The 10,719-nt window shown below is 72.3% G+C and carries 12 protein-coding genes and 1 riboswitch; of the genes, 9 read left to right on the forward strand and 3 right to left on the reverse strand.

Features of this window, described 5'->3' with window-relative positions:
• Positions 1-18: 18 nt before the first annotated feature.
• Together kdpA and kdpF are read right to left on the reverse strand one after the other, a co-directional pair.
• Positions 19-1,728: a potassium-transporting ATPase subunit KdpA gene (gene kdpA, locus AUL35_RS08555; protein ID WP_062014040.1), complete on the reverse strand. Its 1,710-nt coding sequence runs from the start codon at positions 1,726-1,728 to the stop codon at positions 19-21.
• Between the two features lie 7 nt (positions 1,729-1,735).
• Entirely contained in the window at positions 1,736-1,822 is an 87-nt protein-coding gene (gene kdpF, locus AUL35_RS08560) for a K(+)-transporting ATPase subunit F (RefSeq protein ID WP_062014041.1), read from the reverse strand.
• 286 nt (positions 1,823-2,108) lie between these two features.
• On the opposite strand from kdpF, the gene AUL35_RS08565 reads away from it, so the two are divergent.
• From AUL35_RS08565 to AUL35_RS08575, 3 genes are all read left to right on the forward strand, one after another.
• Complete coding sequence (locus AUL35_RS08565; protein WP_062014042.1) at positions 2,109-2,855, forward strand: TSUP family transporter; 747 nt, start codon at positions 2,109-2,111, stop codon at positions 2,853-2,855.
• A complete protein-coding gene (locus AUL35_RS08570; RefSeq protein WP_062014043.1) occupies positions 2,852-4,339 on the forward strand; it encodes a cobyric acid synthase in 1,488 nt (495 codons plus the stop codon). The genes AUL35_RS08565 and AUL35_RS08570 overlap by 4 nt, the downstream gene beginning before the upstream one ends.
• A 94-nt stretch (positions 4,340-4,433) precedes the next feature.
• On the forward strand, positions 4,434-5,027 hold the full coding sequence (locus AUL35_RS08575; RefSeq protein ID WP_062014045.1) for a cytochrome b: 594 nt from the start codon (positions 4,434-4,436) through the stop codon (positions 5,025-5,027).
• On the opposite strand, the gene AUL35_RS08580 is transcribed toward AUL35_RS08575, so the two are convergent.
• Positions 5,024-5,872 (reverse strand): SDR family oxidoreductase, encoded by an 849-nt coding sequence (locus AUL35_RS08580; protein WP_062014047.1) that lies wholly within the window; start codon positions 5,870-5,872, stop codon positions 5,024-5,026. The two genes, AUL35_RS08575 and AUL35_RS08580, sit on opposite strands and share 4 nt — an antisense overlap.
• 201 nt (positions 5,873-6,073) lie before the next feature.
• Between AUL35_RS08580 and AUL35_RS08585 the strand changes: the two genes are divergently transcribed.
• The 6 genes from AUL35_RS08585 (at position 6,074) to cobW (ending at position 10,718) form a co-directional block, all read left to right on the forward strand.
• Positions 6,074-6,823, forward strand: coding sequence for a histidine phosphatase family protein (locus tag AUL35_RS08585; protein ID WP_062014049.1), 750 nt, complete (start codon positions 6,074-6,076; stop codon positions 6,821-6,823).
• Complete coding sequence (locus AUL35_RS08590) at positions 6,820-7,722, forward strand: NAD(P)H-hydrate dehydratase (RefSeq protein ID WP_244493711.1); 903 nt, start codon at positions 6,820-6,822, stop codon at positions 7,720-7,722. Before AUL35_RS08585 ends, AUL35_RS08590 begins: the two co-directional genes overlap by 4 nt.
• 34 nt (positions 7,723-7,756) lie before the next feature.
• Positions 7,757-7,991: riboswitch (cobalamin riboswitch) on the forward strand.
• Between the two features lie 31 nt (positions 7,992-8,022).
• Positions 8,023-8,202: a CbtB-domain containing protein gene (locus AUL35_RS08595; RefSeq protein ID WP_062014051.1), complete on the forward strand. Its 180-nt coding sequence runs from the start codon at positions 8,023-8,025 to the stop codon at positions 8,200-8,202.
• Positions 8,203-8,376: 174 nt separating this feature from the next.
• Positions 8,377-9,117 carry a CbtA family protein gene (locus AUL35_RS08600; RefSeq protein WP_062014052.1) on the forward strand — a complete coding sequence of 247 codons (741 nt, stop codon included), beginning with the start codon at positions 8,377-8,379 and terminating at the stop codon, positions 9,115-9,117.
• Positions 9,114-9,629 carry a bifunctional adenosylcobinamide kinase/adenosylcobinamide-phosphate guanylyltransferase gene (cobU, locus tag AUL35_RS08605; RefSeq protein WP_062014054.1) on the forward strand — a complete coding sequence of 172 codons (516 nt, stop codon included), beginning with the start codon at positions 9,114-9,116 and terminating at the stop codon, positions 9,627-9,629. The genes AUL35_RS08600 and cobU overlap by 4 nt, the downstream gene beginning before the upstream one ends.
• Positions 9,630-9,635: 6 nt before the next feature.
• Positions 9,636-10,718: a cobalamin biosynthesis protein CobW gene (gene cobW, locus AUL35_RS08610; RefSeq protein ID WP_062014057.1), complete on the forward strand. Its 1,083-nt coding sequence runs from the start codon at positions 9,636-9,638 to the stop codon at positions 10,716-10,718.
• Position 10,719: the final 1 nt, after the last annotated feature.

A 10,719-nucleotide genomic window follows, 5' to 3' on the forward strand; every position in this document is an offset into this window, starting at 1 on the left:
CGGGGTCCCAAAGAAGCGTCAGAAGGTCTTGTTGCTGAGCATCTGGACCTGCTCGGCGATGGGGCCGAGGGCGAGCGCGGGGAAGAACTGGAGACCGCCGAGGATCAGGATGATGCCGGCCAGCAGCCCCACGAAGAGCGGCCCGTGGGTCGGGAACGTGCCCGACGAAGGGGCGAGCTTGGGCTTGGGGGCGAGCGAGCCCGCGATCGCCATCATCGGCACGATGTAGGCGAAGCGGCCGAGCAGCATGGCCAGACCCAGCGTCGTGTTCCACCAGGGCGAGTTGGCCGACAGGCCGCCGAAGGCCGAGCCGTTGTTTCCCGCCGCCGAGGTGTAGGCATAGTAGATCTCCGACAGGCCGTGCGGTCCCGCGTTGCCGAGGCCCGACAGCGCCGCCGGCAGGACGGCGGAGACCGCCGAGAAGCCGAGGATCGCGGTGGGCAGGATCAGGATGGCGAGCACCGCCATCTTCATCTCCTTGGCCTCGATCTTCTTGCCGAGATATTCCGGCGTGCGGCCGACCATCAGGCCCGCCACGAAGACCGAGATGATCGCGATCACGAGGATGCCGTAGAGGCCGGAGCCGACGCCGCCCGGCAGGATCTCGCCGAGCATCATCAGGACCATGGGCACCATGCCGCCGATCGGCGTGAAGGAGCCGTGCATCGCGTTGACGGCGCCGTCCGACAGGCCGGTGGTGACGGCCGCGAACATGGTGGAGGCGGCGAGGCCGAAGCGGACCTCCTTGCCTTCCATGTTGCCGCCGGTCGGGTCGAGGCCGGCGCTCGCGAGGACGGGCGTGCCGGCGGCCTCGGCCCAGTAGGCGATGCCGATGCCGGCGACCAGGAGAAGGCCCATCACCGACAGGATGGCATAGGCCTGCCGGCGATCGCCGATCAGCCGGCCGAAGGCGAAGACCAGCGCCACCGACACCACCAGCATCTGCCAGATCGTCAGCGCGTTCGTGAGCGGCGAGGGGTTCTCGTAGGGGTGCGCGGCGTTGGCGTTGTAGAAGCCGCCGCCGTTCGTGCCGAGCTGCTTGATCGCGAGTTGCGAGGCGACGGGGCCGAGCGCCAGCGTCTGCTGGTTGCCCTCCAGGGTCTGCACCGTGGCGGACGCGTTGAGCGTCTGCGGCGTGCCCATCGACACCTGCCAGAGGCCGGTCACGATGGCGAGCGGCAGGAGCACGTAGAGCGTGGCGCGCGTCGCGTCCGCAAAGAAGTTGCCGACGCTCGACGCGCCCGAGCGCGCGAAGGCGCGCACGAGCGCCACCGCCAGCGCGATGCCGGTCGCCGCCGACAGGAAGTTCTGGACCGTGAGCCCCGCCATCTGGCTCAAGATGCTCATGGTCGTCTCGCCGCCGTAGCTCTGCCAGTTCGTGTTGGTCACGAAGGAGACGGCCGTGTTGAAGGCCAGATGCGGCGACAGGCCCAGAAACCCTTGCGGGTTGAGCGGCAGGAAGGCCTGCGCGCGCAGGAGACCGTAAAGGAGCACGAAGCCCGCCGCGTTGAAGGCGAGCATGGCCAGCGTATAGCCGAGCCAGCCCTGCTCCTTGGCGGGGTCGATCGCGGCGAGGCGATAGAAGCCGCGCTCGAGCGGACCGAGCACGGGCGACAGGAAGGTGCGCTCGCCCGCGAAGACGCGGCTCATGAAGGCGCCGAGCGGCACGGCCGCCGCCAGCACGAGGGCGAGGATCAGGAGAATCTGGAGCCAACCGATAAGGGTCATGACGCGCTCAGAAGCGTTCGGGTCGCACGAGGGCGAACAGGAGATAGGCGGCGAGCGCGAGGCTCACGCCGCCACCGAGAACGAGGTCGAACATGGGAGATCGTGCCTTTCAGGCGGCCCAGCGGGCATAGGCGCCCATCAGGACGAAGAAGCCGATCCCCACCAGGAGATACAGGAGGTCGAACATGGGACGGGTCGTCGCTTGCCTTTGACGGTTGAACGACACTCTATTTGCTCGCCCCGCCGTAAGCGCTCCATCGGGACTTCGCGGCCGGGGCGTAAGGATCGCATAAAGGCGTTGCCACGGGCCGCCGCCTCGCGCTCTATGCGCCCCGCCTCGTTCCTCCCCGCCTCGCCTGTCCCCTCCCCGAGAATCCGCCATGTCGCCCGACCTCCTGTTCCTCGTCCTGGTGGGCGCCGCGTTTCTCGCCGGCTTCGTGGACGCCATCGCGGGCGGGGGCGGCATGATCACCGTGCCGGCGCTCCTCCTGTCGGGCATGGACCCCTTGACCGCGCTCGGCACCAACAAGCTGCAGGGGCTGTTCGGCGCGGGCTCGGCGACGATCGGCTACGCGCGGCGCGGCCTCGTGAACCTCGGCTCGCTCCTGCCCGCGGCCGCGCTCTCGGCGCTCGGCTCGGCCGCGGGCGCGGGGCTCGCGACCGTCCTGCCGGTGGAGTTCCTGGAGCGGCTTCTGCCCTTCCTCCTGATTGCGATCGCGCTCTACTTCGCCTTCAAGCCGGGCCTGTCGGACGTCGACCGCGAACGCCGCCTGTCGCCCGCGCTTTTCGCGCTCCTCGCGGTGCCCCTGATCGGCGCCTATGACGGCCTGTTCGGGCCGGGTACGGGATCCTTCTTCATGCTCGCCTTCGTGGGGCTCGCGGGCTACGGCGTCCTCAAGGCCACCGCCCATACCAAGCTCCTGAACTTCGCCTCGAACCTCGGGGCCTTCGCGGTCTTTGCGGGCGTCGGCACGATCGACTGGCGCACGGGTCTGGCGATGGGCGTCGCGCAGTTCGCGGGCGCGCAGGTCGGCGCCTGGCAGGCCTCGCGGCTCGGCGCGCGCCTGATCCGCCCGCTTCTCGTCTCGGTCTGCATCGCGCTCGCCGTGAAGCTCCTCACCGCATGAGCCGACCCACGGCCGCCCTCATGCTGCAGGGCACGGGCTCGGACGTCGGCAAGAGCGTGCTCGTCGCGGGCCTCTGCCGCCTGTTCGCGCGGCGCGGCCTCAGCGTTCGCCCCTTCAAGCCGCAGAACATGAGCAACAACGCCGCCGTCGCGCGGCTGCCGGGCTCGGCGGAGCGCGGCGAGATCGGCCGGGCGCAGGCGCTCCAGGCGCTCGCCTGCGGGGTGCCGCCGAGCGTCCTGATGAACCCCGTGCTTCTCAAGCCGCAGGGCGAGACCGGGGCGCAGCTCGTGGTGAACGGGCGGGTGCGCGGCACGTTCTCGGCGCGCGACTACCAGGGGATGAAGGCCGGGCTTCTCGCCGAGGTCCTCGACAGCTACCGGGCGCTCGCCCGCGAGGCCGATCTCGTGATCTGCGAGGGCGCGGGCTCGCCCGCCGAGATCAACCTGCGGGCCGGCGACATCGCCAACATGGGTTTCGCGCGCGCGGCCGAGATGCCCGTGGTGCTGGTCGGCGACATCGACCGGGGCGGGGTGATCGCCTCGCTGGTCGGCACCCACACCGTGCTGCCGGAAGCGGACCGCGCGCCGGTGCGGGGCTTCCTCGTCAACAAGTTCCGCGGCGACCCGGCGCTGTTTGCGGACGGCATGACGGCGGTGACGCGCTTCACCGGCTGGCCGGCGCTCGGGCTCGTTCCCTGGCTGCCGGAGGCCTCGCTCCTGCCGCCTGAGGACTCCGTCTCGCTGGAGCGGCGCATCGAGGGCTCGGGCGGCGAGATGCTCGTCGCCGTGCCACGCCTGCCGCGCATCGCCAACTTCGACGACCTCGACCCGCTCGGCGCCCACCCCGCGATCCGCGTGCGCTTCGTGCGGCCGGGCGAGCGCGTGCCGCCCGAGGCCGCGCTCGTGGTGCTGCCCGGCTCCAAGGCGACCGCGAGCGATCTCGCCGAACTGCGCGGCCAGGGCTGGGACCGCGACATCCTCGCCCACCACGCGCGCGGCGGACGCGTTCTCGGCCTGTGCGGCGGCTACCAGATGCTGGGACGCACGATCCGCGACCCGCACGGCCTCGAGGGGCCGGCCGGCGACGAGACGCCGGGCCTCGGCCTCCTTGCGGTGGATACCGAGCTTCGCGCCGACAAGACGCTGCGCGAGGTCGCGGGGCATGTCGGCGGCCATCCGGTGGAGGCCTACGAGATCCACATGGGCGAGAGCGCGGGGCCCGACACGGAGCGCCCCTTTGCCGTGGTCGGGAACCGCCCGGAGGGCGCGCGGGCGCGCGACGGGCGCGTGGCGGGCACCTATCTGCACGGCGTGCTCGCGGGCGACGGCGCGGCCGGGGCCGTCCTCGCCTCGCTCGGCCTTTCCCTGCCCCCCGCCCCGGCGGGCTACCGCGAGGGCGTGAACCGGGCCCTCGATGCAATCGCCGACCGGCTGGAGCAGGCGGTGGACGCGCAAGCGCTGCTTCGCATCGCGCGCGGCGCATGACCGCGAGGTGACAGGGACCTTACCAAGGTTTCACGCAGCGCATGGCCGCACTGCCCTAGCTTGAGGGACGAGACGTCCGATTCGAGGTCGACCCATGAGCATCGCCGGCGCGCAGTCGCCCTCCCCCCTCGCCGATCGCCCCACAGGCTATGGCCTCGTCACCCGCACGCTCCACTGGGGCATGGCGCTGCTCTTCGCCTGGCAGTTCGCGGGAGCGATGCTTCATGCGCTGGCCGAGCGCACGCCCGTCGAGCGCTTCGTCTGGGCGACGCATTATTCCGTGGGCGTCACGCTCTGGGCGCTTGTGCTCGCGCGCGGCGCCTGGGGCCTGGCGAACCTCGGCAGCCGGCCACGGCACGAGGGGCCGCCGCTCCTCGCCAGGGCGGCGACGCTCGGCCATCTCGCGCTCTACGCGCTGATGGTCGTGGTGCCGACGCTCGCCATTCTGCGCGCCGCCGGCAACGGGCGGGGCTTCTCGGTCTACGGCCTCCAGCTCGTCGCGCCCGGCGGCGAGCCGAACGCTGCGCTCGTCGCGCCCGGCAACGTCCTGCACGGCTTCCTCGGCTGGACGCTTCTGGTTCTCGTCGCCGGCCACGTCGCGGTGGCGCTGTGGCACGCCCGGGTGCGCCGCGACGGGACGCTGCGGCGCATGACGCACGGGCCCGAGGAGAGCCGGCTGATCGGCTAGCGCTCTTCGGCGAACCGCTTGAAGCGCTCCGCCCAGTCCTTGTGCCAGCGCGACAAGGGCGGGCGATTCTCCACGATGTCGCCCGCCGCCCACAGGATGCGCCGCTCGTCGAGCTCGCGCGAGACGTCGTTGTCGGGGCACAGGATGTAGAAGTCGCCGGCCTCCAGGCGCTCCATCATGAAGTCCACCGTCTGCTCGGCGGTCCAGGCGGCGGCCGGCTTCTCGGTCCGCTCCCCGCGCGTGAGGTCGGTCCACACGAAGCCGGGGATCAGGAGCGCGGCCTCGACCTGACCGCCTTCCGTCTGGCGCAGCTCGTGCTGCAGCGCCTCGGTGAACACCTTCACGCCGGCCTTGGCGACGTTGTAGGCCGGGTCGCCCGGCGGCGTGGTGATGCCCTGCTTGGAGCCGGTGTTGATCACGAGCGCGGGCTCGCCGTGCGCACGCATGGCCGGCACGAAGGCGCGCGTGCCGTTGATGACGCCCCCTAGGTTGATCGAGAGAACCGCGTCCCAGGCCGCCTGCTCGCCGAAGATCGAGGAGCCCGGCTGGATCGCGGCGTTGTTCATGAGGACGTGGACCTTGCCGAGCGTGCGCTCGATATGGGCGCTCGTGCGCTCCAGCCCCTGCCGGTCCGACACGTCGCAGGCCGCCGCGAGCACGAGGCCCGGCTCGTCGGCGATGGCGAGCAACTCTTCCTGCGCCCGCTCCAGCTCCTCCATGCGCCGGTCGATGATCGCGACCTTGAGTCCCGCGCGCAGGAAGCGCTTGGCGGCGGCGAGCCCGATGCCGGACGCGCCGCCCGTGATGACGGCGGTGTGGAGCGGGGCGATGGCGGGATGATGCATGGGATCGGGTCCTCGGGACGGGAAGCTCGGCGGCGGATCGCCGGGAGATAGGCCGGCGCCGCGCCCACGGCGAGGCGGCGCCGCCGCCCCGCCCGGTTCGGCTCGATGCCCGCCTGACGATTGCGCGGCGCCGCGCCGCTGGTGGCGGGCCCGCGCCGCCCTAGCTCACCGGGTCGTGAGAGCGAGACGGGGGACGAGCGCATGGCGGACACGACGGGCTGGCCGACGAGCCTGTGGATCGTTCGCCACGGCGAGAGCCTCGGCAACGTGGCGCGCGATCTCGCCATGCGCGACGGGCTCGCGCGCATCGACATCGAGACGCGCGACGTCGACGTGCCGCTGAGCCCGCTCGGCGGAAGCCAGGCCGACGCGGTGGGCCACTGGTTCGCGGCCATGCCCGCCGACGAGCGGCCCGAGATCGTCCTGTCTTCGCCCTACATGCGCGCCCGGCAGACCGCGCGGCGGATCGTCGAGGAGGGAGCGATCCCGGTGGAGCGCGTCGCGACCGACGAGCGGCTGCGCGAGAAGGAGTTCGGCGTCCTCGACCGCCTGACGGCGCGCGGCATCGAGGAGAGCCATCCCGACCAGGCCGAGTTCCGCCGCATCCTCGGCAAGTTCTACCACCGGCCGCCGGGCGGCGAGAGCTGGTGCGACGTGATCCTGCGCCTGCGATCCATGCTCGACACGGTGTCGCTGCACTACGGCGGCAAGCGCGTCCTGATCGTCGGGCACCAGGTCGTGGTCCTGTGCCTGCGCTACGTGATCGAGCGGCTCGACGAGGAGGCGATCCTGGCGATCGACCGCCAGACCGAGGTCGCCAACTGCGGGATCACGCACTACGAGCGCGAGGGCGGCGAACTCAGCCTGCGCCGCTACAACTTCACCGCCCCCATGCGGCGCGAGGGCACGCCCGTCACCGCCGAGCCCGACCGCAAGGCGGCCGCCGGATGAGCGCCGCCGTCGCCATGGACGAGCCCGTCGCCGTCGACCGCACCTTCCTGCTCGGCCAGCCACTGCCGAACCTCTCGGCCACCGGCTCCAAGGACGACCGGGGCACGATTCTCGTCGTCGCTGGCTCGCGCGAGGTGCCGGGCGCGGCGCTCCTCGCCGCCACCGCCGCGCTGCGCGTGGGCGCGGGCAAGCTGCAGATCGCGACCGTGCGCTCCATGAGCCTCGCCATGGCGATCGTCATGCCCGAGGCGCGCGTCATCTCGCTGCGCGAGACCGGCGAGGGCGAGATCGACCCGGCCGAGCTGGAGCGTCTGGTCGAGGATGCCGCCAAGGCCGACGCCGTGCTGCTCGGCCCCGGCATGGTGGAGGAAACGGGCTCGCGCTCGCTGGCGCTGGGGCTGATCGAGCGCATCCGCGCGCCCATGGTGCTGGATGCGGCCGCGATCACGAGCCTGGCGTCCGATGCCGAGCGCCTGCGCCGCGCGCCGGGCCGCCTCGTGCTCACCCCCCATGCCGGCGAGATGGCGGCCTTTCTCGGACAAGCGCGCGAGGCTGTCGAGGCCGACCCCGCGCAGGCCGGCCTGGAGGCGGCGCGTCGCACCGGCGCGGTGGTGGCGATGAAGGGCGATTCCACCTTCGTCTGCGAGCATGGCGAGGCGCCCTGGCTCTGCGAGGGCGGGGGCGTCGGCATGGCGACCTCGGGCTCGGGCGACGTCCTGTCGGGCGTCGTGGCGGGGCTGCTCGCGCGCGGCGCCGCGCCGCGCCTTGCGACGCAATGGGGCGTCTTCCTCCATGCCGAGGCCGGGCGGCGCCTTGCCCGGCGCATCGGCACGGTGGGCTTTCTCGCGCGCGAGCTTCTCGACGAGCTGCCGCTCGCGCTGGAAGATCACCGCCCTTGAGGCGGATCCGCGATTGACTCCCCGCCCCACCCCCGTATCCTGCGCGGCGGATGGTCCCGCGCCACGCTTCGTGCGCACGGGCTAAGAGGGAATGCGAAGGGCCGACTCAAGTCGAGGGCCCGGATCGCAGCCGACCCCGCGACTGTAGAGCGGCGAGGTTCCTCCACCGGGCTCGATGGGCCCGGAAACGCCACTGGATTCGTCCGGGAAGGCAGGAGACGACCAGCGACCCGCGAGCCAGGAGACCTGCCATCCGTACGAGGCGACCCGCCGGGTCGCCGTCACGGAGGTTGAACCGTCATGAACACGCAAGTTGCGGCCCCCGCCGCGCAAGGCTCCGCGCAGGCCCGCTGGCTCGCCGCCTCGGCCGCCCTTCTCCTCGCCCTGCCCCTTCTGTGGGGCGCGGGCTTCGCCTCGGCCGACGCACTGCACGACACCGCGCACGACGTGCGCCACGCCATGGGTCTGCCCTGCCACTGAGGCGCGGGCCGGTGCGCTGACGCGCCGTTTCCAAGGCTTCCCATGCTCCGCCGCCTTCCGCGCCGGCCGCCCCGTTCGGGTCGGGTCGGCGCGGGATGACGACGGCTTGCGCCCTTTTCCCCGATCGCTCGAGCCCGGCCGTGAGGCCGCGCCGCGATTTCGCAGGTGAATGTCATGATCGTTCGAACCCTTCTCGTGGCGCTCGTCGCCGGCATCCTCGCCGGCGCGGCGGTCACGCCCCTCCAGCACTGGAAGACGACGCCGCTCATCCTCGAGGCCGAGACCTACGAGGGTGGCGGCGGCCACCACGACCACGCGCCGCACGAGCACTCCGCCCTCTCCCTCGCGTCGCCCGCCCATGCCCACGCGCCGGCCGCGGCCGACGGCGAGGCGGCGGGAACCGCGGAGCGCCTCGCCGGCTCGCTTCTGGCGAACCTCGTGCTCGGCGCCGGCTTCGCGCTGCTCCTGTCGGCCGCGAGCTTGGCCGCCAACCGCCCGATCACGGCGCGCAACGGCGCGCTCTGGGGACTGGCGGGCTTCGCCGTCCTGACGCTCGCCCCCGCGCTGGGCCTGCCGCCGGAACTGCCCGCCATGCCCGCCGCCGACCTGCACGCGCGGCAGATCTGGTGGCTGGCGACCGTGCTGACGACGGCGGGCGGCGCCGCGCTCCTTGCGTTTCGCCGCGAGACGGCCGCGCGCCTCGGTACGGTCGCGCTTCTCCTGCTGCCGCATCTTGCGGGCGCGCCGCACCCCGCCGACATCGGCTCGCCCGTGCCGGCCACGCTCGCGGCCGAGTTCGTGATGGCCTCGCTCCTTGTTTCCGCTGCCTTCTGGGCGCTCGCGGGCCTCTTCACCGGGCTTCTCGCGGAGCGCTTCGCGGGCCACATCCGGCCGGCAAGGCTCCGCGCGGCGTGAGCGTCGCGCTGGTTCTGGGGGGGGCGCGCTCCGGCAAGAGCCGTTTTGCGGAAGCGCTCGTGCGCGATACGGGCCGCGAGCCCGTCTATCTCGCGACGGGCCAGGCCTTCGACAGCGAGATGGAGCGCCGCATCCACGAGCATCAGGCGCGCCGCCCGGCGCCCTGGCGCACCGTGGACGCGCCGCTCGATCTTCCCCACGCCATCCGCCGCGAGGCGGGGGCGGGCACGGCGCTTCTCGTGGACTGCCTGACGCTCTGGGTCACCAACATCCTCCTCGCCGAGCGCGACATGGCGGCGGAGCGCGAGGCGCTTCTCGCCGCCCTTCGCGACCTGTCCCCCGACAGCTCGGCCGTCCTCGTGTCCAATGAGGTCGGCCTCTCCATCGTCCCCGACAACGCGCTCGCCCGTCGCTTCCGCGACGAGGCGGGCCTCCTCCATCAGGCGGTCGCCGCGCTCGCGCACGAGGTTCATCTCGTGGTCGCCGGCTTGCCCGTCCGCATCAAGGGCTGACAACCAATGCGCAAGATTCCCGCCACCGTCGTCACCGGCTTCCTGGGTGCCGGCAAGACCACGCTGATCCGCCATCTCCTGGAGAATGCCGGCGGCCGGCGCATCGCGCTCGTGATCAACGAGTTCGGCGACCTCGGCGTCGACGGCGACCTTCTCAAGGGCTGCGGCGTCGAAACGTGCCGCGAGGAGGACGTCGTGGAGCTCACCAACGGCTGCATCTGCTGCACGGTGGCCGACGACTTCATCCCCACCATGGAGAAGCTGATCGAACGCGCCGACCGGCTCGATCATATCGTGATCGAGACGAGCGGCCTCGCCCTGCCCCAGCCGCTGGTCGCCGCCTTCAACTGGCCGGAGGTCAAGGCGCGCGTCACCGTCGACGGCGTCGTCACGGTGATCGACGCGGCGGCCGTCCGCGCCGGGCGCTTCGCCCATGACGAGGAGAAGCTCGCCGAGCAGCGCGCGGGCGACGCGAGCCTCGACCACGACGATCCGCTCGAGGAGCTCTTCGAAGACCAGATCCGCGCGGCCGACCTCCTCGTCCTCAACAAGTGCGACCTTCTCGACGCCGCCGGCATCGCCGCCGTGCGGGAGGCGATCGCGGAGGCCGCCGGCGCGCGGCTGCCCGCGATCGTGGAGGCGTCGCAAGGGCGCCTGCCGGCCGACGTGCTGCTGGGCCTTGGCGCCGGCACCGAGGACCTCATCGCCGGGCGGCGCTCGCATCACGAGATCGAACACGAGGGCGGCGAGCCGCACGACCACGACGACTTCGAGAGCTTCGTGGCCGATTTCGGCGCGATCCGCGACCTGCCCGCCTTCGAGGCGGCGTTGCGCGACACGATCCGCCGCCACGACATCCTGCGCGTGAAGGGCTTTGCCAGCGTCGAGGGCAAGCCGATGCGCCTCGTGGTCCAGGCTGTCGGCGAGCGGATCGCGACCTACTACGACCGCAGGCTCATGCCCGCCGAAGAGGGACGCTCGGCGCTGGTGGTGATCGGGCTGCACGACCGCATCGAGGAGGGCGAGGCGCAGATCGCTGAGGCCCTGCGCGCGGCGGCCGGCGCGCAAGCCGCGCAGGCCGCCGAGTAGC

The organism is Aureimonas sp. AU4, assembly GCF_001463765.1.
In the GTDB taxonomy this organism is placed as follows: Bacteria; Pseudomonadota; Alphaproteobacteria; order Rhizobiales; family Rhizobiaceae; genus Aureimonas.

What these genes read in the sequence shown, in the direction of transcription:
- kdpA (WP_062014040.1), bottom strand. Translation starts at nt 1,728, where the DNA reads ATGACCCTTATCGGTTGGCTCCAGATTCTCCTGATCCTCGCCCTCGTG.
- kdpF (WP_062014041.1), bottom strand. Translation starts at nt 1,822, where the DNA reads ATGTTCGACCTCGTTCTCGGTGGCGGCGTGAGCCTCGCGCTCGCCGCC.
- AUL35_RS08565 (WP_062014042.1), top strand. Translation starts at nt 2,109, where the DNA reads ATGTCGCCCGACCTCCTGTTCCTCGTCCTGGTGGGCGCCGCGTTTCTC.
- AUL35_RS08570 (WP_062014043.1), top strand. Translation starts at nt 2,852, where the DNA reads ATGAGCCGACCCACGGCCGCCCTCATGCTGCAGGGCACGGGCTCGGAC.
- AUL35_RS08575 (WP_062014045.1), top strand. Translation starts at nt 4,434, where the DNA reads ATGAGCATCGCCGGCGCGCAGTCGCCCTCCCCCCTCGCCGATCGCCCC.
- AUL35_RS08580 (WP_062014047.1), bottom strand. Translation starts at nt 5,872, where the DNA reads ATGCATCATCCCGCCATCGCCCCGCTCCACACCGCCGTCATCACGGGC.
- AUL35_RS08585 (WP_062014049.1), top strand. Translation starts at nt 6,074, where the DNA reads ATGGCGGACACGACGGGCTGGCCGACGAGCCTGTGGATCGTTCGCCAC.
- AUL35_RS08590 (WP_244493711.1), top strand. Translation starts at nt 6,820, where the DNA reads ATGAGCGCCGCCGTCGCCATGGACGAGCCCGTCGCCGTCGACCGCACC.
- AUL35_RS08595 (WP_062014051.1), top strand. Translation starts at nt 8,023, where the DNA reads ATGAACACGCAAGTTGCGGCCCCCGCCGCGCAAGGCTCCGCGCAGGCC.
- AUL35_RS08600 (WP_062014052.1), top strand. Translation starts at nt 8,377, where the DNA reads ATGATCGTTCGAACCCTTCTCGTGGCGCTCGTCGCCGGCATCCTCGCC.
- cobW (WP_062014057.1), top strand. Translation starts at nt 9,636, where the DNA reads ATGCGCAAGATTCCCGCCACCGTCGTCACCGGCTTCCTGGGTGCCGGC.